Origin of the sequence: Pararhizobium sp. O133, assembly GCF_051669845.1 — a bacterium.
Taxonomy (GTDB): domain Bacteria; phylum Pseudomonadota; class Alphaproteobacteria; order Rhizobiales; family Rhizobiaceae; genus Pararhizobium.
Window position 1 is genome coordinate 163,838 of record NZ_CP196428.1, and the last position, 23,865, is coordinate 187,702.

Here is a 23,865-nt window from a genome sequence, read left to right on the forward strand (position 1 = left end):
CGGTTCATTTTCGCAAAAGCGGCGCGCGACTGTAGCTATTGCCGGCCTCGGCCGCCTTGGCCAGAAGCTCCATGAAGGTTTGTCGCTCGGCGGCCGAGAGGCCCTTCAGGATGACGTCCTGGACTTCGAGCACCGCTGGGCGGGCTTCCCGGATAAGCGCCGTTCCTTCTTCCGTCAGGTAGACCAAACGGGCGCGTTTGTCCTTTTCGGAAACTTCGCGCCGGATCAGGCCCTTCTGCATCAGGCGATCCACGACCCCTCCGATCGTAGTGCGGTCGTAGGCAATCATGCCTGCAAGGCTTGCCTGATCGATTCCCGGCGACAGCTCGATCGTGTGAAGCGCGGCGAACTGAACGGGGGTGAGATCGATCTTGGCGTCCTCGAATCGCGTTGCAAAAATCGCCACCGCCACCTGCTGCAACCGCCGGATGAGATGGCCCGGCAAAGCTTCCAGGTCGAATTTCGTGGATTTGCTCACCTCAACCGTCATTCCGCTCCCCAATCTCGCGGACTGGCCGCATTCCCAGGCTTCCTTAATTCCACTGACCAGCGATTGACAGGCGAAACTAATAAGTATACTTACTATTTCGACGGCGCACCGGACAGGGTGCCGTTCGGAGGAGATCAAATCGGTGCGTTGCTGCCACAACCCGTCACGTTGCAAGGGGTGGTCGGTCGTGCCCATTCCGAAGGGGGACCAGTCGAATGAAAGACACGGCGCACAACGCATCAACGCCGGATGAAACGCTCGAACTTCGCGAGCTGTATGCCGATTTCGAGCGCAACCACATTCTTCCCCTTTGGACACAATTGGGCGACTTGATGCCCCGCAATCCCAAGCCCACGGCGGTGCCGCATTTGTGGAAATGGCGCGAGCTCTACCCGCTGGCGAAACGCTCGGGAGATCTGGTGCCGGTGGGTCGCGGTGGCGAGCGCCGGGCCCTCGGCCTGGCCAATCCGGGTCTCGGCGGCAATGCATATATTTCACCCACCCTCTGGTGCGCGATCCAATATCTCGGCCCGCGTGAAACTGCGCCAGAGCACCGCCATTCGCAGAATGCATTTCGGTTCGTCGTAGAGGGAGAAGGCGTTTGGACCGTGGTCAACGGCGATCCGGTCCGCATGTCGCGGGGCGATTTCCTGCTGACCCCGGGCTGGCACTTTCATGGCCACCACAATAACACCGACCAGCCCATGGCCTGGATCGACGGGCTCGACATCCCATTCAGCCAGCAGAGCGATGTGGGGTTTTTCGAATTTGGTTCCGACCGGGTGACCGACTACGCCACCCCACGCTATTCGCGCGGCGAGCGGCTCTGGTGCCATCCGGGCCTGCGCCCGCTCTCCGGTCTTCAGGCCACGGTCTCCTCGCCCATCGGCGCCTATCGCTGGGAGTTCACCGACCGGGCACTGACAGAACAGCTTCTTCTCGAAGAGGAAGGGGTGCCCGCCACAGTCGGACCCGGCCATGCGGCAGTGCGCTACGTCAATCCGACGACTGGCGCAGATGTGATGCCCACCATCCGAGCTGAGTTCCACCGCTTGCGCGAAGGCACCAAGACGTCCCTTCGCCGGGAGGTGGGCTCGACCGTCTTCCAGGTGTTCGAAGGCCGAGGCAACGTGGTTCTTGGCAACCAGACGAAAGCCGTGGAGAAGGGCGACATCTTCGTCATCCCGTCGTGGGTGAGTTGGTCGCTTGAAGCTGAAACAGGCTTCGACCTCTTCCGCTTCTCCGACGCGCCGATCATCGAGCGGCTGAACTTCGACCGTACCTGGGTGGAAGGGCGGGATGCCTGAGGTTCTGCTCGGCGGTATCGAGCAAGCCCGCGCGGCTCTGCGAGCCCGGCAAGGCTTGGGCGCGCGCTACGACGCGCCGAACGCACCCGCCCGCGAGCTAGACTGGGCGCGTCGTGGAGCTGCCTATTTTGCCCGCATGCTCAACGAGCTGTCCGACAACGCCCTTAACGGCGACAGCCGCGTTCCGGGCTGGAGCCGCCGACAGGTCGCGGCCTGTGTGGCTTATCACGCCCGCGCGCTGGCCCGTGCGACCGAGCGCGCCAGGACCGGTGCGCCGATTGCGCTCTGGGAAAGTCCTGACCAGCGCGAAGGGGAGATCGAAGACGGCAAGACACTGCCTGCCGGCGCGCTGCGCCATCTCGTTTCCCACGCCGAGGTGCATCTCAATGTCGAATGGCGCGATCTGGCCGAGGACGATTGGGACAGGTCGCTGCCCTTCGAGGGCATCCCCAGCGCCCGCGTCACGCCCTGGCTGCGCGCCAAGGAGGTCTGGCTCCGCGCAGTGGACCTGCGCAACGGAGGCCGTTTCGAGGATTTCCCCGGGGACTTCGTCGGCGCGCTCCTTGCCGAGAAGACCGGGCACGCGCCCAACCCCTCAGGCGATTTTTTCGTGCTGGCACGCCGCCACCTCGGCACGAGCCAGAATAGTTACTGAACCAAATTAGCCGCTGGGCCCGAGCCCATCGCCGTCGGCCCGCCAAGGGCGAAAACAAAAGGCAGAGATTCACATGACCAAACGCCTCTTCCCAAACTTTCCCGACCCGATCTTTCCGCAAATCCCGGTCACGGGCTCGGAAGACGTCTATCCGCTGCACCGCATCTTCTGTGTCGGCCGCAATTATGCCGAGCATGCCAAGGAGATGGGCGTTGAGGTCGACCGCGAGGTACCCTTCTACTTCCTCAAGGACGCTGCAAGCTATGTCCCCTCGGGCGCGACGGTGCCTTACCCCGCCGGAACGTCGAACTACCATTATGAAATGGAATTCGTCGTTGCCGTCGGCAAACCACTCTGGAAAGCCTCGGTCGAAGACGCTCGTGATGCAGCCTTTGGCTTTGCTACCGGCCTCGACATGACGCGTCGCGACCTTCAACTCAAGGCACGTGCGACTGGTCGCCCCTGGGATCTGGGCAAGAATTTCGAGAAATCGGCGGTGCTCTCGGCGATCACCCGCGCCGAGGACTTTGGCGCGATCGGTTCGCAGCGGATCTGGCTGGACGTGGGTGGCGCGCGTCGCCAGGAGGCCCAGCTTTCGGACCTGATCTGGAAGGTCGAGGAAATCCTCTCGCACCTGTCCCACTTCTATCACCTCAATCCCGGTGACGTGATCTACACGGGCACCCCGGCTGGCGTGGGGGCGGTCGAGCCGGGCGCGGTACTCACGGGCGGCATCGATGGACTTGAGGGCGTCGAATTGACGATTGGCGAGGCCGGGTGATGATCTTTCACGGCTATTTTCGTTCCTCCGCAGCATGGAGGTGCCGCATTGCACTTAACCTCAAGGGTCTGTCCTATGAGTTCCGGGGCGTCCATCTGCAGAAGAACGAGCATCGTTCCGACGCCTACCGCACACTGAACCCTCAGGCCCTGGTTCCATCGCTCGATGTCGACGGGCTGGTGCTGACCCAGTCCCTCGCGATCATGGAATGGCTGGACGAGACATATCCCGAGGTGCCGCTCCTGCCCGCGGAAAAGGATCTCAGAGCGCAGGCGCGCGCCTTCGCGCAGATCATCGCATCCGACATCCATCCCCTGCAGAACCTGCGGGTGCTGAACCATCTCCAGGCAAGCTATGGCGTCGATCAGGCCGGGAAAGAGGCCTGGTGCGCCACATGGATTCGCCCCGGCCTGGAAGCGTGCGAGGAGATTGCCCGTCGCCAGAAACACGGCGGCGCCTTCACCTTCGGCGATACGCCATCGGTCGCCGACATTTGCCTCGTTCCACAGCTTGCTTCGGCAGACCGGTTCAAGGTCGACATCGCCGATCTTGGTCGCCTGAAGGAGATCCATGCCGCCTGCAATGCCCTGCCGGCCTTTGCGGAGGCAGAACCTGCACGGCAGCCCGATTTCTCCTGAATACGATTTTCCGGGGCCACGGGAGGGTGGCCCCGGTTAACCACGCAAGCCCCGCTTCCTGCGAGTGCAGCCTTTCCGAACCTAAACGGTGCCTTCCGGCCCAGCAAAGAGAAGAGACATGTCTCAAGACCTTCCCATCCTGATCGCAGGCGGCGGCATCGGCGGCCTTGCGACCGCCATCGGTCTCGCAAACCGCGGCTTCCACTCGGTGGTGCTCGAGAAGTCCCCGGTCCTTGGAGAGATCGGCGCCGGAATTCAGCTCGGCCCGAACGCTTTTCATGCGTTTGAAGCTCGGTGTGGGCGAGACCGCCCGCAAGATGGCCGTCTATATCGACAGCCTCCGTTTTATGGACGCCATGACGGCCGAAGAGGTGGCGCGCATCCCCTTGGATGACGGGTTTCGCACCCGGTTCGGTAACCCCTATGCGGTCGTCCATCGCGGGGATCTTTTCGGCGTCTTCCTGCGTGCCTGCCAGGAGAACCCCCTCGTCGAGTTGCGCACCAGTTCGGAGGTGGTCGATTACGAGCAGGACGCGGCTTCGGTCACGGCGATCGTAACGGACGGAACCCGTGTGACCGGACGGATGTTGATCGGGGCGGACGGGCTCTGGTCGAACATTCGCAGGCGCGTCGCAGGCGACGGCAAGCCGCAGGTTTCGGGGCATACGACCTTCCGTTCGGTCGTGCCGACCGACCACATGCCCGAAGAGTTGCGCTGGAACGCGGCTACGCTCTGGGCCGGACCGAAGTGCCACCTTGTGCACTATCCGCTATCGGACTGGAAGACTTTCAACCTCGTCGTCACCTATCACAATCACGCAGCGGAACCCGTAGCGGGCCTGCCCGTGAGCCACCAGGAGGTGATGAAAGGCTTTTCTCATACACACCCCAAGGCTCAGAAGATCATCGAGACCGGCATAGACTGGAAGCTCTGGGTCCTCTGCGACCGCGATCCGGTGATCACCTGGCAGGACAGCCGCGTGGTGCTTCTGGGCGACGCGGCCCATCCGATGCTGCAGTATTTCGCGCAAGGGGCTTGCATGGCCATGGAAGACGCGGTGTGCATCAGCACCGAGATCGAAGCCGCTTCGGGCGAGGTGGAACGCGCGATTCCAGCTTATGTTGCGAAGCGCCACATGCGTACCGCCCGCGTGCAACTGCAATCGCGCTGGATCGGCGAGAACATCTACCACCCCGAAGGTGCCCATGCGGAGTTGCGTAACACCATGATGCGCGCCAAGCGCCCCGAAGAGTGGTACGACAGCGTCGATTGGCTTTATGGAGGGCAGGCGAACAACGCCGGTGAAATCCCGGTGATCCGTCGTCTGAGGTGACAGGAAAGCCAGCTGTCGATTTACACTTCAATCTGGGACTCGGGCGTTTTTCGCAAGATAGTCACACTTCAATTGAGACTCAGGACGGGCGCGTCTCAATTGAAGTGTGATGTTCGGACGCTTAAGCGAACGCCGCTTCCTTTTCCAAGGCTGGCCTCCAAGATTCAATGCTGTCGTCGGTGACACGTTCGATACCATTCTGGATCGCCTCGACTGCGAGTTCGTTGAGTATCCCGAATAAGCGAGCTGTGATGCCGTCACCGAGGCGAGAAAGATGTCGTATGTAGATATGTCGGTACTCGCGGGACATTTCCATTAGCTTCCCAATTCTGGGACGATGGAGATGCACATGAACAAGGATCAGCGCGAGATACAGCGCAAGCTACGCATTCTGCGGCATGCTGACGAGACTGGGCATGTTGCGAAGACCTGCCGGTATTTTGGGATTGGTCGCAGCAGCTTCTACCGTTGGCGTGAAGCCTATCGGAAACACGGCGACGCCGGTTTGGTGAATCACCCGCCCATTCCTAAATGGCACGCCAACAGAACGCCTATCGAGATCGAAGAGAAGGTTCTCCATCTCCGGAGCAAATATTATCTCGGACCCATGCGCATCGTTTGGTATCTGGCGCGGTATCACGGCATCAAGGTATCAGACGCAACCGTCTCCCGAATATTGAAACGCAATGGCGTCAACCGCCTTCCGCGCGGCACCCGCCTACGCAAGGTCCATACCAAGCGTTACAACAAGCAGGTTCCCGGCCACCACATTCAGATGGACGTCAAGTTCCTGACTTTTAAAGGGGCGTGCGGTGAAAAGGTTCGACGCTTCCAGTTCACTGCCATTGATGACGCGACAAGGGTGCGGGCTCTGAAAATCTACGAGAAACACACCCAGGCTAGCGCCATCGACTTCGTCGACCACATCATCGAGAAGTTCCCGTTCCGAATCCATGAGATCAGGACCGACAACGGCCACGAATTCCAAGCCAAATTCCACTGGCACGTCGAGGACAAGGGCATTCGCCACGCATATATCAGACGAGGCACCCCTCAGTTGAATGGCAAGGTCGAGCGCTCACACCGATCAGATCAGCAGGAATTCTACCAGCTGCTCAGCTACAAGGATGACGTCGATCTCGAAGCAAAACTTGACCAATGGGAGCAATTCTACAACTTCCATTGACCGCACGGAGCCTTCAATGGAAAGACGCCTTACGAGGCGCTCCGCGAAAAGCTATAGTCGTACCACGAAATGTCACAAGGGCACCTGCAGCTTACAATGATCGGAGCATCAGAAAAGCGGAACAGGTCGAACTGTGTTTCGGCCTGCAACGACCACGCCACCCAAGACGGAATAACGAAAAGATCGCCGATCTCGAGCGGATGCTCGGCGCCGTTCAGCACCACCGAACCTCGACCCTCGAAAACCTGGAATACGCTGGAGCCCACTTCGCGGCGAGAAGGTGTGACGGCGCCAGCGCGCAGGCGGTGAAACTCCGCCCGGATCGTAGGCATCACGTCGCGACCTGTTGTCGGGTTGACGTAACGCACCGCCGCATGCCCCTGATCGACAGTCGCCGGCTGGCCTTCGTCCTCAAGGAGCAACTGCTCATTCAGCGCTCGATCGGTATATTCCCAGCGATAGGCCATCAACGGTGAACTTACAGTGTCCTGTAATCCCAACAGGGGCCGCAGGCCAGGGTGGCACCATAGCCGCTCGCCCCGCGAAACATTCGGCGTCGCGTAATCGGTAACCCGCTCCGAGCCGAATTCGAAGAAGCCAACATCGTTCTGATACGAAAAGGGAATGTCGAGGCCGTCGATCCAAGCCATCGGCTTGTCGGTCTCGTTGTGGTGGCCGTGGAAATTCCATCCGGGGGTAAGCAGGAAATCCCCGCGCCTCATGTGAACTGGGTCGCCATTTACCACGGTCCAGACGCCCTCCCCTTTCACGACGAAGCGGAAGGCGTTCTGAGCGTGACGATGTTCGGGCGCCGTTTCCTTCGGTCCTAGATATTGGATCGCCGCCCACAGGGTCGGGCTGATGTAGGGTCGGCCGCCGAGGCCGGGATTCCCGAGACCGATCGCCCGCCGCTCACCGCCGCGGCCGACGGGAACCAGTTAGCCAGAGCGCTGCGCCAAGGGATAGAGCTTGGCCCATCTCCAAATATAAGGCACCGCCTTGGGTTTTGGATGTACCGGCATTAGATCGTCGATCTGGGTCCAAAGAGGCATCAGGTGTTCGCTAGCGAAGTCCGCATAGAGCTGTGCCAGCGCCGCCGCCGCTTCGTCGTCGTTCAGTGCCGCCCTTGTTCCGTTAGCGTCGCATCGTTCATTTGGGTTCCTCCACCAGCTGGCATAGGGCAACAATCTTTACACGTCAACTTATAATAAGACATCGTTTCAATTTTACTGCTTTGCTGTCGTGTATAGCTAACCGCGCGAACGACCAAAGCTGCTGAGTGGAGACAACTGAGGCCGACATCCGGACACGACGTCGTGGGCCCCAGGCAGGTGAAGAGTCCTGCACCGCGGGGGCTTATACGGCCCCTCACTGATCAAAACCCATTGGCCCATTCTCTGCGCCCGATCGACATGATGCGCCAGGGCTGGCTTTCGAGCTTCCGCCAGGCATCGCAGCAATGATCGACGATGTCGTCGTATGATTTGAACACGCGGTTTGATAACCAGTTGTCGCGCATGAAATGCCAGAGGTTTTCGACCGGGTTCAGCTCCGGCGATTTCGGCGGGAGTGGCAGAATGGTGATGTTTTCGGGCACGACGAGATTGTTGGACATGTGCCAGCCTGCCTGATCCATGATGAGGATAGCGTGCGCGTCGGCATCGACGTGCCGGGCGATTTCGGCCAGATGCTGGGTCATTGCGTAGGTGTCGCACCATGGCATGACCAGCGCCGCCGCCTTGCCGAGCTTCGGGCAGATTGCGCCGAAGATGTAGGCCGACCTTGTGCGCTGATCGTGCGGTGCTGAAGGCCGTGTTCCTCGCCTGGCCCACCGGCGGGTGATCTTGTTCTTTTGCCCGATACGGGCCTCATCCTGAAACCAAATCTCTATGCGTTTTCCTCGGGCCGCTCCAGCGGCAATCTCTGCCACTGCGGCGGGGAAGCTTTTTTAAAATCCTCAATGGCTTGAGGGTCTTGCGCGTGATGTTTGGGCCGGACAGCCAGCTTGCGATAGCCCATGGCCCGTACTTCACGGCTCAACGTTTGCTCGCTCACCGAAACGCGAAACTCTTCCCAAAGCCATTGTGCCAGATCGCACAGACGCCAACGAACAACGCCGTCGAGATAGGGTGTCGGCCCACGCTCGATTGCTTGCGCCAAGGCCGCACGCTGCTGATCGTTCAACCGCGACTGCGGACCAGGAGCCTTGCCATTGATCAGGCCTTGGGGACCGTGTTCGTTGAACCGCATGACCCAGTCCCGGACAATTTGGAGCGTGACGTTGCCGAGGCGCGCGGCATCGGAACGCGAGCCTCCATCGTAGATCGAGGCGAGTGCCAACAGACGGCGCGCCTGAGCGGCATCCTTCGTCTGCCGCGCCAGCCGCCGCAGATCGTCTCCATCAAAATCCGCCCGTAATAAAATCCCTGATCGCATCGCAGACCTCCGGTTTGCACCAGAGATTCAGATTCACCGCGCTTTGGGAAGGCCAAAGAGTCGAGGTCAGCGAGGCGGCGTATTAGGTCTTGAAGTGCTGACGCTGGATCATTCATGCTGCGCATCGACGTCGTGCCGGATAGGCGTGAACTCTGGCGGAAACCTGAATTTAGATAAGCGTAGCCCGGAAACAACGTCGTAATCGGACTTGCTTATTACGCAGACGTATGATCATATTTATCAGGAACATCGTTGTCCTCCGCGACTGTCCGCTCACCTGCGGCTAGAGCGTTGTGCGACCATGATCCGCCTGGCGGGTTGATCGAATAGCACCGGCATCGCCTCGAAAGCCGATCGGCCGCCATGATTAGAGACTCCCGGATGTGTCCCGGCGAGTTCCAATTTGAAAAAAGGAAAACAATCTCATGAAATCGGAAGCCAATAACCAGTCGCTGCTCATTTTTGACAATTCCGCGCTAGACGAGGCCGAGTGGCAGCAGGGCGCCTCTGGAAGACAGATCCGCATCATAGAATTCTACAGGAGGGACAATGTTCGGGCAGGTATATGGGAAGGCGAGACCGGCCCTTTCGCCATCAAGAGCCATCCTTACGACGAATACTGCACCATCACTGCTGGCGAGTTACTGGTGACGGATGCCAACGGCAATGAGCAGGTTTTCGGGCCGGGGGACTCATTTGCTCTTCCCAAGGGTTTCGTAGGGGTGTGGGACGTCCGCAAAAGACTCAGGAAAAACTATTTTATTTCGGAGTAAGCAAGAAGAGTTCGGTCTGCAGGGCCCAGCACGTGCAGGAGGCTAGCGGAACCACCAGCGGGAGCATCGGCGATTGAGCGTCACGCGCGGCCATGCGAAACTCCATACGTCTTTCTGCCACGCGTCGTGTCCGTCCTATAGGGCGGACACGACGCAGCGATCGGTTCGCCTCAGGTGAGGCTGATCATCTTCGTTTCGAAGTAGGCATCCAGCCCTTCAGTACCGAGTTCAGAGCCGTTGCCGCTTTCCTTAATCCCTCCAAAAGGCGCCTCGGGCGTCGCCACGTTGAACGAATTGATCGCTACCATGCCGGCCTGCAATTCGTCAGCGACACGCATTGCGGCAGATGACGAGGTGGTGAAAGCATAGGCCGCCAAACCGAAAGGCAGGCGATTGGCCTTCTCCAGCGCTTCTTCGGCGGTGGAAAAGCGGTTGATAAGCGCGATCGGTCCGAACGGTTCCTCGTTCATTGCCATTGCTGTCTCAGGAACATCGGCGATCACCGTTGGAGCCCAAAAATTCCCCTCGTTACCGATGCGCTCGCCACCTGCCAGAATACGGCCACCGTGTGCGACCGCGTCCTGGACGAAACGCTCGACGACTTCCAGTCGTCGACGATGGACCAGCGGCCCCATCTGAACACCGTCCTGCAAGCCGTTGCCGACCTTGATGGCCTTGGCTCTTTGAGCGAAGCCCGCGCAGAAGTCGTCATAAACGCTATCCTCGACGTAAAACCGCGTCGGTGATACGCAAACCTGCCCGGCATTGCGGAACTTCCGTTGCACCGAGAGATCGAGCGTCTGCTCGAGGGGAGCATCCTTAAACACGAGGACCGGCGCGTGGCCGCCAAGTTCCATCGTCGTCCGCTTCAAGCTTTCGGCAGCGAGCTTGGTGAGATGTTTGCCGACGCTGACCGAGCCGGTGAAAGAAATTTTGCGGATAACTGGTGAAGCGATCAGATAGCTCGAAATGTCGCTCGGAACGCCGAAGACAAAGGCGATCAGGCCTGGGGGAAGACCTGCATCTAGCAATGCACGCGCGACAGAGAGGGAACTCGAAGCGACCTCTTCGCCGGGCTTGTAGATGCAGGGGCAGCCAGCGGCGAGCGATGCGCCGACCTTTCTCACCGCGTTGACGATCGGGAAATTCCAGGCAGCAAATGCAGCACTCGGGCCGACCGGCTCCCTGACGACCTGAAAGCGCGTGTTGCCCACTCGACCCGGAATGACCCGACCATAAACGCGGCGTCCTTCTTCGGCATACCATTCCAACTCGTCGGCGGCGGCTGCAACTTCGATGCGGGCTTCAGCGAGGGGCTTGCCCATCTCGATCGTCATTATGGGAGCAATTTCCTCCACACGCGCACGCAGCAGGTCTGCGGCCTTCTTGAGGATTCGACCACGCTCCTTAGGATGTGTATCTCGCCACGGGCGGTAAGCGCGCTGTGCCGCATTTAGAGCGGCGTCCAGATCGGCTGGGGTCGCGTGCGGAAGCCTCGCAATCTCCTCGCCGGTAGCCGGGTTGATCATGACCGTCGACTGGCGCCCCTCTGTTCCGAACCACTCCCCGTTGATCAGGAGTCTGGGATCTAGAGCCGATATGTTTATTACTGTGTTCGACATGGGTCTTCTTTCATGAACCGTGACGCCTGCTGCCTCATCGAAAGCCAAACGTGAAAATTGCAGCAAGACGCTGATGTGCCGGGATGTTTTTCAGAGGTCTGTCAGGCGTCTCTTCGTAGATCGAGAATTTGGCCGCGCGAAGCTGGACGATCAGTTGGAGATTTGCGCCAGCGCTTGGCGGACGGCGTCGACGATAGTTTCGACCTCTTCTCGTGTGACGATAAGCGGAGGCGTTATAAGCAACTGGGACCCATTTACGCGGATGAGCACGCCGGCTTCAGCAGTCGCATCGCCAATCGCCATCATCATGTGCGGATTAGCGTTCATATTTGTTCCAGGCTCAGCAACCATTTCGACACAGGCCATCAGTCCCTTTCCTCGCACATCCCCAATCCAAGGGCAGACGGGCTTTAGAGCCTCTAGGCCGGCGACCAAGGCTTGCCCATTTTCGCGGGAAAGCTGTGTGGTTCCGAGGTTCCTATACATGTCGAGCGTCGCAATGGCAGCCGCGCAACCAACCGGAGAGCCTGAATACGTGTAGCCGTGACCGACGATGCCGATCGGACCATTGTCCTGCTCGAAGGCAGAGGCGATACGGTCGTTGACGAGCGCGGCGCCAAGCGGGAAATAGCCGCTCGAGATCGCCTTTGCCAAGCACATGATGTCCGGCTTGACCCCCCATCCCCGCGATCCACTATCGTCACCCGTCCTTCCGAATCCGGTAATCACCTCGTCGGCAACTAGCAGAATGCCGTACTTGTCGCACACGCGCCGAAGCTCGGGCCAGAACCGTGGTGGAGGAACGACTAGGCCGCCGGCACCGGAGACGGGTTCGACGATGATTGCCGCTACCGTATCGCCTCCCTGGAACTGAATCTCTTCTTCTAGCATGGAGATGCAAAGGGTGGTTAGTCTCTCTGGATCTGCCTCCCCGAAAGGGTTCCTGAAGGGTAGTGGTACCGGAATGTGGAAGCAGCCTGCCAGAAGCGGCTCATAGGCGCGGCGAATCGCCGGCCTGCTGTTGAGGGAAGCACCACCAAAGTGAGTTCCATGGTATCCGTTACGCATTGCGATGAATTTGTAGCGGTCGCCCGCTCCCGTGATCTTCCAATATTGCCTGCTGAGCCGCATGGCGGTATCTACCGCGTCGGATCCTCCCGAGGTGAAGAAGACGCGCGCCATGCCGTCGTCACGGAACCACTCGTCAATCAGCTTGCCTGCTAACTCCTCCGCGGGCTTGTTCGTGTTCCCTCGAAATGACGAGAAATATGGCAGCTTCTCAAGTTGTCTGGCAATTGCCTCCTTAATCGGAGCGGCGCTGTAGCCGAGTGTGACGTTAGACAATCCGCCGGCCGTCGCATCCAGCAGGCGTCTCCCCCTTGAATCGACCACGTGGACTCCCTGACCTTCAACGATCTCGAGAGGAGGCTGTTCCGCGAGCTCAAAGGGGCTTTGCATCGGGTGCCAGAAACGCGATGCGTTAGCATTGAGGCTCGGGTTATGAGAAAACGGTATGTCATTCATTTGGATAGTCTCCATTACCGGAATCACGCGTTGGCCGGCACCGGCAAGGATGCCAGCCAACGGTCGTTTTTGCGTTACTTGCTTGTCTTCCAGGCGGTCCAGCGCCTGGTGATGCGGTCGCCGTTGTCCAGCCAGAAAGCAAGTGCCTCGGGACTGCTGGCATCGAGCGCGGTCTTGATGTTGTCACCAACCGGGAGAAGCTTGATCAGGTCGGGCGAAAGGTAGTTGATCGTCTCCTTCATGGCAGGTCCCATCGGCATTTCCTTGATGAATTCCGCCTCACGCTTCGGATCCGCATAAAACTGCAGGAATTTCACTGCGAGGTCGGCGTGTTCTGCCCCGTCTAGAATAGCGAACGCGTCATGGTTGAGAAAAGCTCGGTCCCAGGTCATATCGAGCTTCTCGCCGTTCAGGTTTGCCGCCGCCACGCGGTGGCTGTAGCCTGTCGACATGGCCACATCCCCCCCAGTCAACAACTGAACTGACTGGGCTCCGGATTCCCAAAAGACCAGTTGTTGCTTGATCGTACCGAGTTTCGCGAACGCCCGATCCAGACCTTCAGTAGTGGCCATCACAGCGTACAGCTCGCTGGGTTCGACGCCGTCCGCCAATAAGGCCAGCTCCAAGGAAAACTGAGCCGTAGCCCGGAGGCCCCGCTTTCCAGGAAATTTTGCAAGGTTGAAGAAATCCTCGATAGTTTTCGGCTTTTCCGGAAATGTTCCTTCCCTCGAAACAACGGTGACGGCCGTTATGCCGACGCCAACGCCACACGGGAAGATGCTGTCGGGATTGAGTTTGTCGGCGATACCAAGTTTGACCAAATCGAGCTTGACGAAGAGCCCCTCGTCACACGCGCGCATCTGCTCATAGATCTCGGTTTCGACGACGTCATAAGGACGCTGGTTGGTGTCAATCATCGCCTTGAGACCGCCCCAACGCGCTTCACCCTTGTTGTCGAGCACTTTCGAAAGGCCGTTCTGTTGGCCGAAGGGTTCGAAGAAGTGCTTGTGCAGCATGTCCGAATAAACACCGCCAGCGGTGTTGACGGTGAAATCTCGCGAAAAACCGTTGGCCGGGAAGCCCGCGAGGGCTCCACCGAGCAAAATTGCCGTTACAAAGCGTGTCATGTACATACTCCCTTGTTTGTTGGTTCCCATTGGATTTACTGCCTTGCCGTTAGAAGTCGTGTTTAGTGATGTGCCTCCTATGCTTTCGAGACGCTCTCCGCCGCGGCCTGGACTAATTACTGCCTACCCCCGGCAATGCCGGGGATGCCTTTGGGCAGCTATTTCTGAGTTCCGACCTTCAGCGCCTAAATCTGAACGGCGCCGGATCGACAGAAGGCTTTGCATCCGTCACCATGTCTGCCAATAGCCGTCCGGCCCCCGGCCCCAAACCGAACCCATGTCCCGAAAATCCTGTGGCAAACCACAGTCCGGTGATCTCTGGCGCGGCATCTATGGTCGGCACGGAATCCGGACTGGCATCGATGACCCCTGCCCATCGATGAATGACCGATGCGCCCGCACAGTCTGGCCTCGCTTCCAGAAAGCTTTGGAACGCCTGCGATAGCCTGCCGTCGGACGGATCACGGTCGATTTCCCGTTCCTGTTCGTACCAGAGTTGGCGTCGACGACTGCCCGGAATGGCCCGCAACCAGGCCTCGCGAGCCCCCCGGTCGAACCTGAAACTTACCGCACCTCCTCGTTGTCGGAGAGCGGGCAAAAATTTCCAAGCGAAACGAAGCGTATCAGGCGTAAGTGAGACCGCGCCGCCAAACGGCGAGACACTGTACGAACCGTCCAGATGGCTGCGAAACCCGAAATCGGCTGTCCCGATGCACGGGCCGCTTGCCCCTTCGACCGGCGCTGTTCGCAGCACGCTTGCCGCGATTTGTATGATCGGCAACCGAAGGCCCGCAGACCGCAGAAAAAGGCTTGACCATGCACCGGCGGTTACCACCGCTCTGCTGCAGGAGATCCTGCCCTTCTCGGTGATTACGCCTGTAACGCGCCCACCCGCGATCTCCAACTTCCGGACCGCGCACCAAGGATAGACTTTTGCACCGGCGGTCTGCGCCCCCGCAGCGATGACCGGAACCGTCAGCTCCGGCTCGGCCTTTCCGTCCTCCGGCACGTAATAGGCGGCTGGCCAACTACGAGATGCATTCGGCAGAAATTGTTTGAGCTCTGACGAAACGAGCCGGGCCGTGTAGATACCGTACCTGCGGGTGATCTCAGCTCTACGATCCTGTTCGGCAATTTCTTCAGCACTCCTGCATAGGAACAGGCGGCCGCACCTCCGAAATCCGGTGTCGCTTTCAAGCGTTGTGGCAAAATCGTCCCATAGGCTCATACTTAGGACTCCGAGGGGAGTCTCTGCGTCCGACCTGCCGCTAGCCCTGCACCAGCCGAGATTTCGCCCAGATTGCTCGCCGCCTATGCGCCCCTTCTCGAGCAGAACAGTCGTACATCCACTCTTCGCCAAGAAAAGCGCGAGCGAGACGCCAACGATACCGGCGCCAATCACAACGACATCGGCTGTCTCGGGCAACTCATCGCTTTGGGACCAAAAACCCTTAAGCGGAGGGCTCTGTCGTCCATTGTCCATGGATTGCGCGCTCATCATTAGTCCTCATCAGTTGTAAAAAAGAGGCGTTTGATCCGGTATAATCATCATACGTCGTTCTATTTTTGTGTCAACTTACTCGTTGCAACAAGGGCTTTCCAGCCTAACCGGAAGATAGCCTCAAGAATTCATAAGACGTGAAATTATCTATCTGCGCTGTCGCGCTCGGAGCCACTCAACAGCACCGAATAGCAAGCCGGTGACTAATACGAGCAGGGTCGAGACTGCGATGACTGACGGATCGAGTTGATACTCGAGTGCCGAAAAGAGCTGCCTGGGCAGCGTGTATTGGGATGGCCCGGCCAGGAACACGGCCAGGATTACCTCGTCGAAAGAATGGATAAACGCCAGGAGCGCTCCGGCCACCAGTCCGGGAGAGATCAGTGGCAATGTTATTGTGCGAAACGCATTCCACGGAGAAGCGCCGAGATTGAGCGCGGCTCGGACGAGCACCGGATCGAGATTTCTGATTGAAACGGAAACCATCAGCACAACAAAGGGCACGCAGACCACAACGTGGCCGATAATGACGCCGAGGAACGTACCGATGAGACCTGCCTTGGACATCAAGAAATAGAGAGCAAGGGCAATAATGACCGAAGGCACAACCAGCGGAGCCAGGAATATCCCGGTATAAAGAACCACAGACCTGGATTTCGAAAGATGCAGTCCGTAAGCCGCGGCTGTCCCAAGCGTGCTGGATATCAGCGTGACGGGAATGGCAATCAGCAGACTGTTCTTGAGCGACGACATCCAAGGGTGAGGCTGGAGCACCGTTCTGTACCAATCGAACGTGAAGCCCTCGACCGGATACTTCAAGCTTGGAGAACTGCTAAAGGATAGCGGTATAATGAAGAGAATTGGACCAATCAAGAACAAGAACCCGCCGAGGCTCACTGTCCAGGCCAAGAGGCGACCGCTTTTCCCAATGATTTCCTTGCCGTGATCAAGCATTGAACACGCTCCTAGTCTTGAAGATGATCCTGAAGGCCATGAGTATCGCAGCAACGCCGATCAGCATGACGAGCGCCAAGGCGCTCGCGAGCGGCCAATCCGCGCTCTTCAGAGCCAATTGGGCTATCACTGTGCTCAACATGACGTCCCTTCCGCCACCGATCAATGTTGGGGTAATATAGAAACCCAGCGACATGACGAAGACGACCACGCTGCCGGCTGTAACACCAGGGAGCGTCTGGGGCAGATAGACCTGGAAGAATGCCGCTGATGGACTCGCGCCCAGTGACTTCGCCGCCCGGACCTGCTCGGGCCCGATTGTCTTCATGATGGCATAGATTGGCAGCACCATCAGAGGCAGCATAATATGCACCATTGCGACATAAACGGCACCGCGCGTGTATAGCAGTTGCTGAGCGGCGTCGAAGATCCCAAGACCTACAAGTACCTCATTGAGTTTTCCGTCTTTCTGAAAAAGAAGAAGCCAAGCGGCGGTGCGTGCCAACAATGAGGTCCACAATGGCACGAGAACGAGAAGCAACAGAAGATTCTTATATCGATCCGGCACCTGAGCGATGGTCCATGAGATGGGATAGCCCAGTAGCACGCACCAGGAGAGCACGATAAAGGCGATCCAAACCGTGCGCGCAATCAAAGGCCCGTAAACCGCCTCATCCGCAGCTACGATGTCCCCCTTGTCGCCGTAGCTCAAATCCACGGTTGCGAGAAGCTGCGCGGACGTAAATGCCCCCGTCATGTCGCTGATTGTCTGCCAGTAGGATACATCTCCCCATCGTTTGTCGATCGCAACAAGATCGTCCCTAGTACCGGCTACGGACTGCAGTTGCGTCGTGTTTTTAGTTTTCAGCAGCAGTGACCGGAATCCGGATTTGCGAAGGTTGAGCGCGGCGACGGCCGTCATCACCTCCTTATTAGCGACGTGCGTGAGATCGTCGACCAAAGCTTGATAGGTGGCATCGTCGGGAAGCTCTTTCCCGCGCCATTGGGAAAGCGCGATCGTGGTCCGCGGCAAACCATCCCGCACTTCCGGACTGTAAACGCTCGTGAACAGCAGCATGCCGAGCGGCATCACGAACGCCACCACCATGAACAGAAATAGCGGAAGAATTAGAAAAGTGGCACGCCATTGCACCCGGCGTTGTGCCGCCCTCAACGATGTCTTAAGTTCGCGGGACTGATCGGCGTTGGCCGAAAGGCTGATCGCGTTCATGCCTGTCCCCCACCGATCCCAGTCTCGATAGGGTCCAGCGCCCGGCAATCAATTGCACGCCAACTGAGGTCAACGCCCATTCCCGGAGATAGCCCGGAAATGTCGTCTGGTAGCGCTTCTGCGGTAACGACATCGCCGCCAGCCAGCCGGCACTGCAATCTTATTCTCGAACCGACGTAGATCATCTCTAGGATATCCGCCTTATACGCGTTGCGCCCCGCGGTTGCCGCCGCGCCTGGGGCAGAAATACGTATCTGCTCCGGGCGGACGGCCACGCTCGTCGCCCTGCCCGGAGCAAGATCCGCCACGCATTGCGCTATCAGACGGGTCCCGTCGCTTAAGTCGACAGCGCACTCGCTGCCGGAAATCTGCACGACAACGCCATCCAACCGGTTGTTTTCACCGATAAAGTTGGCGACGAAGGAACTGGTCGGTCGCTCGTAGATTGCGCTCGGATGGTCCACCTGCTGGATCTTGCCTTGATTGAACACGGCAATCCGGTCCGACAACACTAAGGCTTCCTCCTGATCGTGCGTCACGTAGATCATCGTGATGCCGAGTTCTTGATGAAGACGTCGGATCTCCAACTGCATGTGTTCCCGTAACCGCCGGTCCAAAGCGCCCAAAGGCTCGTCGAACAAGACAACTTCCGGAGAAAAGACAAGGGCGCGGGCAAGCGCTACACGCTGTTGCTGGCCCCCGGAAAGTTGCCGAGGATTGCGGTCGCCAAGAGCTTCCAGTTTCACCATCGCCATCGCGTCGCGAACTTTCTCGCCGATCTCATGTCGGTTCAAACCTCGCTGACGCAGCGGATAAGCGATGTTCTGCGCAACCGTCATATGCGGAAACAGCGCATAATTCTGAAACACCATGCCGAAGTTGCGTCGATATGCTGGGACGGAACCCAGGTCGCCGCCCTTAAAGCTCAACCGTCCACCGCTGGCGTCTTCGAAACCCGCAATAATCATCAGAAGCGTCGTCTTGCCAGAACCAGACGGGCCGAGGAGAGTAAAAAACTCCCCCTGCTTGATTTCAGCCTCCACATCCCGAAGGACGTAGCTTTGTCCGTCATACGTCTTTGCTACCGATCGAATCGACAGAAAGGACTGAAACTCTCGTATATTCTGGCTTTTCATGCCGTAACTCCCAAAAATTTCATGCGGTCATTCCCGTTTGTTTTTTGCAATTGATAAGACATATTACGATCTAGTCAAGCACTGTTGCCCTAATCCGCTAAACTGAGTTTTGGAGCGCCGATTGATTCCCGCGAGGATGGCAGAAGCGATACTGAACTGATGCGGTGGATGCCCCTTCGCCTGGCATCGTATGATGTCATCCGCGCCAGGGTGGCGCATTTGAAGGAGGAGACCATGTCTAACGTGCATATTTTGGCAATTGACCTCGCCAAACGAAGCTTTCAGATCTGTGGCACTGATCGGGGTGGGGCGTGTGTGGATGCCCCCGACTTTGCAAGGGTTTTCTTCCGATTTCTTTTGCAGCATGTTGCTTCTATCGGTCGTGTGTCAGGCCTCTGATCGTGGCCTGCGCCACGGGGCCGGTATGCAGTTCGAAGAACAGGGGCCACATCGGTTCAAAGAGCTTTGTGCTCGAGCCCCGGGACTGGTTTACCCCGTCCTGAACATTGAAGTCCTTGCCGCATAGGTCGTCAGTCGATTTCCTTGCCGGGATCAAACGACCCCGAGACGTTCGCCGCTACCTCCTGTAGGAGGTGACGGTTCACGCCATTCGATAATCTTGCTCTCTTGTCATGATCGCCCATATGATCCGGGCCATCTTGTTGGCCAAGGCAACAGCCGCAACCATGCGAGGTTTGCGCCCGACAAGCTGTCCAAGCCAGTTGTCTGGCAAAATGCCCTTTCGGATGATCCAGCGAATCCGGCTCATAGCGCCGATAATCAGCAGTTTTCGGATATCGGACTGGCCCATTTTACTCACCCCGCCATGACGTTGCTTGCCACCCGTAGACCTCTGCCGTGGCACTATGCCGAGCCAGGCGGCAAAGTTCCTGCCGCTGGAAAACGTGCGCAGATCCGGAGCAAACGCCATTACTGCACCGGCCGTCACTGGTCCCACACCTGGCACCGTGCAGAGACGCCGCATCTCAAGGGTTTCTTTTATAGCGCCTCTCAGCCTGAGGGTCAGGCCATCGATCTTGGCCGTAAGCAGGGCAATCTGATCAAGGTAAAGTTGGGCCATCTCCCTGACGCTGTCCGGGATCTGGATGGTCTCGTCCTCCAGCAGGGCCGCTGCTTGCTTGAGATGGGTTGGCCCTTGCGGAAAGACCAGACCGAACTCGGCTAAGTGACCCCGCAGCGCATTGATCAGTTGCGTACGCTGGCGAACAAAGCACTGGTGGGTTCGGAAAACTACAGCGCGCGCTTGATGCTCGGCGCTCTTCACAGCAACACAATGCATGTTCGGGCGCAATACCGCTTCAGCAATTGCCGCAGCATCTGCCGCGTCATTCTTCTGCCGCTTGACTAATCACGAGGTCGTCGTAATGCGGAGGAGCGCGGCCTGATCGGCGGATTTTCGCTGTTTTCCGATCGGCTTGCTTTGCATTATTCGGTGCCGAACCTCTGCGGGTCAATCGACCAACAGAGGACTCGCCAATGCCCTATATCCGTCACGAACTAATTGCCGCACTCAATTCCTCCCTTATCAGTCAGCGATACAGCCCGGTCGTGGTGAGGAATTACTGCACCTACGCATCTGGATTTCTCGATTATCTGGGACAGCGGGGCATCCTGGTCGCAGACGTGATCGACGTGCAGGTAGAGCAATACCTGCGGCACGCGATCGTAAAGTTCGAAAAGGAGCGTGGTCGACGTCCCGGCGCACGCTGGCACGAGGTTCCGCGCTCCGGAATTCATGCGCTGTTGCGACTTGCTCACGGTCAATGGCCGCCAGCAATCGAGCCTATCTGCGCGGCCGATGTGGCCCGATTTGCAGTTTGTGACGAATACGAAATCTGGCTGCGTGAGGAACGCGGGTTGGCTCGCTCCAGCGTCGCAGCGCTGATGTGGGAAGCCCGGAACTTTCTTGCCTGGCAGATCGATTACGGAAGCGGCGGCTTGGCGGGGCTGAGCGTCGTTGACGTAGACCGTTACATGGATCTGCGCGCGCCGAAACTGACGCGCTGCTCGCTGAAGTCTGTCGCAGAGCGGCTTCGCTCGCTGCTGCGATATCTCCACATCACGGGTCGCGTCACAACGGACCTGTCAGGGCATGTGATAGCTCCGACGCTTTATGCATATGAAGGAGTGCCCTCAATCCTGGAGCGAGACCAGATCGCCGCGGTGCTGGAAACCGCGAGGGCGGACAAGACGCCAGCGGGGCTGCGGGACCATGCAATCCTGCAACTCCTTGCAACATATGGGCTACGGTCTGGAGAGATCCGCAATCTGCGGATCGAGGACATCGACTGGCGGACGGAAGCCATCCATGTTCGCCACCACAAGACGCGGGCCAGCACATCGCTGCCCCTGATGGAGCCGGTCGGTGAAGCGTTGCTTGCTTATCTGCGTTCCGGGCGGCCCGTGACGGACGCCAGGGAAATCTTCCTCCGCACGCGCGCGCCCTATCGCAAGCTCGACAAGCTTTACAGCGTGGTTCGCCGGTGGCTCCGTGACGCTGGTGTCCAACCGCCTGGTAAGTGTGGACCCCATATCTTCCGCCATGCGCGCGCTGTTGAGATGTTGCGGGTCGCGGTGCCTCAAAAGGTCATCGGCGACGTGCTGGGGCACCGTTCGACGGGATCGACGGCTCCCTACCTCAAGCTCGCCACCGAGGACCTCAGGGCCATTGCGCTTGACGTGCCGGGAATGGAGGTGCTGGCATGACCGCCCGCTGGCCCGATCCCGACCGCGCGATCATTGACCGCCATGTCGCGATCCTTGATCTGCACAGCATGAAAAGCCGAGCCTGTTATCGGCAGGTCCTGCATGGCTTCCAGGATGTGGCCGAACGTTACGATGCACTCGGTCAGGAAGTGCTGATTGCGTGGCTGCGTAAATCGGCCGAATGCTGGGCAGCGACGACGCGGCTACACCGCACCCGCATCATTGACCGGTTCCTCGAACGCCTGGTGGAAATCGGCGCGATCGAACGCAATCCCGTCACCGCTCTGCGAGATGCGTGCAATATCAAGCAGTGCATGCCCATCTGGCGGGCATTGGCGTCGCGGGATCCGGAACAGGCTCTCGCCGAACTGCGCCAGCCCAGGCCGTTCGGCAGCGTGCTGGGCGAAATGATGGCTGAGCATGTCGCGATGATGCGGCGCAGAGGATACAAATACACTTCGCAGCCCCTGTTGCTCTTGCGGTTCGACCGGTTCCTGCAGCTGCATCCGGGACCGGAGGCCGAACCGCTGAGCGCCATGGTTGATCGATGGGCGGCAACGAATGTCACGCGTCACCAAGTGGAGGAATGCGAAAAGCTCAAACGCGTCTTTGCGAAAATCCTTCGTCACCGCGACCCGTCGATACCTGTGCGGCGACCGGACCCGAGACCGAGGAAGGAGGCGGCCAGGCAATGGCGAAAGGCTCATATCTACTCGCCTGCCGACGTGCGGCGGATGCTCGAGGTTGCCCGCACCTATCCGTCTCCACGGGTGCCGCTTCGGCCGCTGAGCATGTACACAATGCTGCTGCTGGCCTATTGCGCAGGCTTGCGGCGCGGCGAGCTTGCCCGGCTCGATCTTGGTGACGTTGACCTGCGGGACGGTACGGTAACCGTCCGGCAGACCAAGTTCTTCAAGACTCGGATACTGCCGCTTCCCGACAGCGTTGTAGTCGAGCTTCGCGCCTACGTCGATGCACGGCGTCGTGCCGGTGGATCACAGGACGCGCGCTCCGGCTTGTTCTGGCACGAGCGAGGCGACGGTCACTACACGCCGGAAATGATCACGTGGTTGCTCTCTGACGTCATACGTCGCGCTGGGTTGAAGCCATTGCGAGGAAAAGCGGGCCCTCGCGTTCATGACCTGCGCCACTCGATGGTCGTGAACAGAATCCTGGAATGGTACCGGACGGGCATCAACCCGCAGGATCGCCTGCCGTTCCTCGCGACCTATCTCGGCCATAGGGATATCAACTCTACATTGGTCTACATCACCGTCACGCAGGAGCTGCTGCATTACGCGAATGAGCGGTTCCGGGCAGTTGGCGCACCGTGCCTCAGCATGGGGCAGGAGATGCGGCCATGAGCAAGGTTGACCGGTTCCCGGCCCTGCTGCGCGCGTTCTTCTACGAATGGCTGGTCGAGCAGCGCAACGCATCCATCCATACAGTCCGATCATACCGCGATACCTGGCGGTTGTTGCTCCGGTTCGTCGCCCAGCGTACTGGGAAGAAGGTGGCTATGATCACGCTGGCCGATCTGGCCGCCAGCGAGGTCGCCGCGTTCCTCAGTCACGCCGAACATGACCGTGGCGGTACGATCGGCACGCGCAACTGCCGGCTTGCGGCGATCCGCAGCTTCTTCCACTTCGTGGCCACAAGGGATCCTGGATCGATCGCGCAATGCGTGGAAATCCTCAACATACCGATCAAGCGCGCTCCGGTGTCGGAACCGAGCTATCTGGATCCGGCGGAAGTGACGGCGATCCTCGCTCAGCCAGATCGTTCGACCATTGAGGGCATGCGGGATCATGCGCTGCTCTCGTTCCTCTACAACAGCGGCGCACGAATACAGGAAGCGCTCGACCTTTGCCCAGAAGCAATCCGGTTCGAAAGCCCGAGTTGCGTGCGTTTGACCGGTAAGGGACGGAAGGAACGTATCTGTCCGCTCTGGCCAGAAACCGTGATGTTGCTGCGGAAACTGCTTGAACGGCAACCACGGGCGCCCGACCAGCGGCTGTTCGTCAACCGCTATGGCGAGCCGCTCAGCGCCTCCGGGGTCCGGTTCAAGCTCGCCGCCTACGTGAAGGCGGCGGCCGAAACCATGCCAACGCTGCGTGCCAAGCACGTAACGCCACACGCCTTCCGGCACGCCACCGCCGTGCACCTCATCTCGGCCGGCGTCGACATTACGGTCATCCGAAGCTGGCTCGGTCATGTCAGCCTCGACACGACCAACCACTATGCCAGGGCCAATCTGGAAACGAAGCGGAAAGCCCTGGAAAAGGTCGCCGTTCCAGCCACACCCGGCAGCCAGCCATCCTGGAAGCGCGATGCCAGCGTGCTCGCCTGGCTCGACACACTCTGAAATAATGCGGAGGAACATCGACAAGAACGGCGAAAATCCGCCGATCAGGCCGCGCTCCTCCGCATTACGACGACCTCG

At 59.0% G+C, this 23,865-nt stretch carries 18 protein-coding genes and 3 pseudogenes; 10 read left to right on the forward strand and 11 right to left on the reverse strand.

The window, feature by feature from the left end; all coding sequences use genetic code 11:
* Positions 1-4 precede the first annotated feature (4 nt).
* Positions 5-685: a MarR family winged helix-turn-helix transcriptional regulator gene (locus ACST81_RS25615; protein WP_309568479.1), complete on the reverse strand. Its 681-nt coding sequence runs from the start codon at positions 683-685 to the stop codon at positions 5-7.
* A 20-nt stretch (positions 686-705) separates the two neighbouring features.
* On the opposite strand from ACST81_RS25615, the gene ACST81_RS25620 reads away from it, so the two are divergent.
* The 6 genes and pseudogenes from ACST81_RS25620 (at position 706) to ACST81_RS25645 (ending at position 6,391) form a co-directional block, all read left to right on the forward strand.
* Positions 706-1,797 (forward strand): cupin domain-containing protein, encoded by a 1,092-nt coding sequence (locus tag ACST81_RS25620; protein WP_269704265.1) that lies wholly within the window; start codon positions 706-708, stop codon positions 1,795-1,797.
* Positions 1,790-2,452 carry a maleylpyruvate isomerase N-terminal domain-containing protein gene (locus tag ACST81_RS25625; RefSeq protein WP_269704263.1) on the forward strand — a complete coding sequence of 221 codons (663 nt, stop codon included), beginning with the start codon at positions 1,790-1,792 and terminating at the stop codon, positions 2,450-2,452. Before ACST81_RS25620 ends, ACST81_RS25625 begins: the two co-directional genes overlap by 8 nt.
* A gap of 73 nt (positions 2,453-2,525) precedes the next feature.
* Entirely contained in the window at positions 2,526-3,233 is a 708-nt protein-coding gene (locus ACST81_RS25630) for a fumarylacetoacetate hydrolase family protein (protein ID WP_269704261.1), read from the forward strand.
* Positions 3,233-3,871 (forward strand): maleylacetoacetate isomerase, encoded by a 639-nt coding sequence (maiA, locus tag ACST81_RS25635; RefSeq protein ID WP_269704259.1) that lies wholly within the window; start codon positions 3,233-3,235, stop codon positions 3,869-3,871. Before ACST81_RS25630 ends, maiA begins: the two co-directional genes overlap by 1 nt.
* A 118-nt stretch (positions 3,872-3,989) precedes the next feature.
* A pseudogene (locus ACST81_RS25640) lies at positions 3,990-5,205 on the forward strand (3-hydroxybenzoate 6-monooxygenase).
* 349 nt (positions 5,206-5,554) lie between these two features.
* Positions 5,555-6,391: an IS481 family transposase gene (locus ACST81_RS25645; RefSeq protein ID WP_283159214.1), complete on the forward strand. Its 837-nt coding sequence runs from the start codon at positions 5,555-5,557 to the stop codon at positions 6,389-6,391.
* 29 nt (positions 6,392-6,420) lie between these two features.
* Here ACST81_RS25645 and ACST81_RS25650 read toward each other — a convergent pair.
* Both ACST81_RS25650 and ACST81_RS25655 read right to left on the reverse strand, forming a co-directional pair.
* A pseudogene (locus tag ACST81_RS25650) lies at positions 6,421-7,509 on the reverse strand (cupin domain-containing protein).
* 257 nt (positions 7,510-7,766) lie between these two features.
* Positions 7,767-8,827 (reverse strand): IS630 family transposase gene (locus ACST81_RS25655; RefSeq protein ID WP_428845910.1). Its coding sequence is split into 2 segments (ribosomal slippage): positions 7,767-8,291 and positions 8,294-8,827, totalling 1,059 coding nucleotides; the frame shifts between segments, so codons are not numbered across the junction.
* Positions 8,828-9,252: 425 nt separating this feature from the next.
* Here ACST81_RS25655 and ACST81_RS25660 point away from each other — a divergent pair.
* Positions 9,253-9,600 (forward strand): cupin domain-containing protein, encoded by a 348-nt coding sequence (locus tag ACST81_RS25660; protein ID WP_269704231.1) that lies wholly within the window; start codon positions 9,253-9,255, stop codon positions 9,598-9,600.
* A 170-nt stretch (positions 9,601-9,770) separates the two neighbouring features.
* On the opposite strand, the gene ACST81_RS25665 is transcribed toward ACST81_RS25660, so the two are convergent.
* From ACST81_RS25665 to ACST81_RS25700, 8 genes and pseudogenes are all read right to left on the reverse strand, one after another.
* Positions 9,771-11,222: an NAD-dependent succinate-semialdehyde dehydrogenase gene (locus ACST81_RS25665; protein WP_269704233.1), complete on the reverse strand. Its 1,452-nt coding sequence runs from the start codon at positions 11,220-11,222 to the stop codon at positions 9,771-9,773.
* Between the two features lie 150 nt (positions 11,223-11,372).
* Positions 11,373-12,746 (reverse strand): aminotransferase class III-fold pyridoxal phosphate-dependent enzyme, encoded by a 1,374-nt coding sequence (locus tag ACST81_RS25670; RefSeq protein ID WP_269704234.1) that lies wholly within the window; start codon positions 12,744-12,746, stop codon positions 11,373-11,375.
* A gap of 74 nt (positions 12,747-12,820) precedes the next feature.
* Positions 12,821-13,873: an extracellular solute-binding protein gene (locus tag ACST81_RS25675; RefSeq protein WP_269704236.1), complete on the reverse strand. Its 1,053-nt coding sequence runs from the start codon at positions 13,871-13,873 to the stop codon at positions 12,821-12,823.
* A gap of 178 nt (positions 13,874-14,051) precedes the next feature.
* On the reverse strand, positions 14,052-15,374 hold the full coding sequence (locus tag ACST81_RS25680) for an NAD(P)/FAD-dependent oxidoreductase (RefSeq protein WP_309568477.1): 1,323 nt from the start codon (positions 15,372-15,374) through the stop codon (positions 14,052-14,054).
* A 147-nt stretch (positions 15,375-15,521) separates the two neighbouring features.
* Positions 15,522-16,328, reverse strand: coding sequence for an ABC transporter permease (locus ACST81_RS25685; RefSeq protein ID WP_269704238.1), 807 nt, complete (start codon positions 16,326-16,328; stop codon positions 15,522-15,524).
* A complete protein-coding gene (locus tag ACST81_RS25690; RefSeq protein WP_269704240.1) occupies positions 16,321-17,559 on the reverse strand; it encodes an ABC transporter permease in 1,239 nt (412 codons plus the stop codon). Before ACST81_RS25690 ends, ACST81_RS25685 begins: the two co-directional genes overlap by 8 nt.
* Entirely contained in the window at positions 17,556-18,695 is a 1,140-nt protein-coding gene (locus tag ACST81_RS25695; RefSeq protein ID WP_269704243.1) for an ABC transporter ATP-binding protein, read from the reverse strand. Before ACST81_RS25695 ends, ACST81_RS25690 begins: the two co-directional genes overlap by 4 nt.
* Positions 18,696-19,296: 601 nt before the next feature.
* A pseudogene (locus tag ACST81_RS25700) lies at positions 19,297-20,061 on the reverse strand (IS110 family transposase); the annotation flags it as partial.
* 131 nt (positions 20,062-20,192) lie between these two features.
* Between ACST81_RS25700 and ACST81_RS25705 the strand changes: the two are divergent.
* The 3 genes from ACST81_RS25705 to ACST81_RS25715 are packed head-to-tail and all read left to right on the forward strand — an operon-like array spanning position 20,193 to position 23,787.
* Positions 20,193-21,422 carry a site-specific integrase gene (locus ACST81_RS25705; RefSeq protein WP_269704327.1) on the forward strand — a complete coding sequence of 410 codons (1,230 nt, stop codon included), beginning with the start codon at positions 20,193-20,195 and terminating at the stop codon, positions 21,420-21,422.
* Positions 21,419-22,786 carry a tyrosine-type recombinase/integrase gene (locus ACST81_RS25710; RefSeq protein WP_269704329.1) on the forward strand — a complete coding sequence of 456 codons (1,368 nt, stop codon included), beginning with the start codon at positions 21,419-21,421 and terminating at the stop codon, positions 22,784-22,786. Before ACST81_RS25705 ends, ACST81_RS25710 begins: the two co-directional genes overlap by 4 nt.
* Positions 22,783-23,787 (forward strand): site-specific integrase, encoded by a 1,005-nt coding sequence (locus tag ACST81_RS25715; protein WP_269704331.1) that lies wholly within the window; start codon positions 22,783-22,785, stop codon positions 23,785-23,787. The genes ACST81_RS25710 and ACST81_RS25715 overlap by 4 nt, the downstream gene beginning before the upstream one ends.
* Positions 23,788-23,865 lie beyond the last annotated feature (78 nt).

What these genes read in the sequence shown, in the direction of transcription:
- ACST81_RS25630 (WP_269704261.1), top strand. Translation starts at nt 2,526, where the DNA reads ATGACCAAACGCCTCTTCCCAAACTTTCCCGACCCGATCTTTCCGCAA.
- maiA (WP_269704259.1), top strand. Translation starts at nt 3,233, where the DNA reads ATGATCTTTCACGGCTATTTTCGTTCCTCCGCAGCATGGAGGTGCCGC.
- ACST81_RS25710 (WP_269704329.1), top strand. Translation starts at nt 21,419, where the DNA reads ATGACCGCCCGCTGGCCCGATCCCGACCGCGCGATCATTGACCGCCAT.
- ACST81_RS25670 (WP_269704234.1), bottom strand. Translation starts at nt 12,746, where the DNA reads ATGAATGACATACCGTTTTCTCATAACCCGAGCCTCAATGCTAACGCA.
- ACST81_RS25675 (WP_269704236.1), bottom strand. Translation starts at nt 13,873, where the DNA reads ATGACACGCTTTGTAACGGCAATTTTGCTCGGTGGAGCCCTCGCGGGC.
- ACST81_RS25695 (WP_269704243.1), bottom strand. Translation starts at nt 18,695, where the DNA reads ATGAAAAGCCAGAATATACGAGAGTTTCAGTCCTTTCTGTCGATTCGA.
- ACST81_RS25665 (WP_269704233.1), bottom strand. Translation starts at nt 11,222, where the DNA reads ATGTCGAACACAGTAATAAACATATCGGCTCTAGATCCCAGACTCCTG.
- ACST81_RS25705 (WP_269704327.1), top strand. Translation starts at nt 20,193, where the DNA reads ATGCCCTATATCCGTCACGAACTAATTGCCGCACTCAATTCCTCCCTT.
- ACST81_RS25690 (WP_269704240.1), bottom strand. Translation starts at nt 17,559, where the DNA reads ATGAACGCGATCAGCCTTTCGGCCAACGCCGATCAGTCCCGCGAACTT.
- ACST81_RS25645 (WP_283159214.1), top strand. Translation starts at nt 5,555, where the DNA reads ATGAACAAGGATCAGCGCGAGATACAGCGCAAGCTACGCATTCTGCGG.
- ACST81_RS25615 (WP_309568479.1), bottom strand. Translation starts at nt 685, where the DNA reads ATGGGCACGACCGACCACCCCTTGCAACGTGACGGGTTGTGGCAGCAA.
- ACST81_RS25685 (WP_269704238.1), bottom strand. Translation starts at nt 16,328, where the DNA reads ATGCTTGATCACGGCAAGGAAATCATTGGGAAAAGCGGTCGCCTCTTG.
- ACST81_RS25715 (WP_269704331.1), top strand. Translation starts at nt 22,783, where the DNA reads ATGAGCAAGGTTGACCGGTTCCCGGCCCTGCTGCGCGCGTTCTTCTAC.
- ACST81_RS25680 (WP_309568477.1), bottom strand. Translation starts at nt 15,374, where the DNA reads ATGATGAGCGCGCAATCCATGGACAATGGACGACAGAGCCCTCCGCTT.
- ACST81_RS25620 (WP_269704265.1), top strand. Translation starts at nt 706, where the DNA reads ATGAAAGACACGGCGCACAACGCATCAACGCCGGATGAAACGCTCGAA.
- ACST81_RS25625 (WP_269704263.1), top strand. Translation starts at nt 1,790, where the DNA reads ATGCCTGAGGTTCTGCTCGGCGGTATCGAGCAAGCCCGCGCGGCTCTG.
- ACST81_RS25660 (WP_269704231.1), top strand. Translation starts at nt 9,253, where the DNA reads ATGAAATCGGAAGCCAATAACCAGTCGCTGCTCATTTTTGACAATTCC.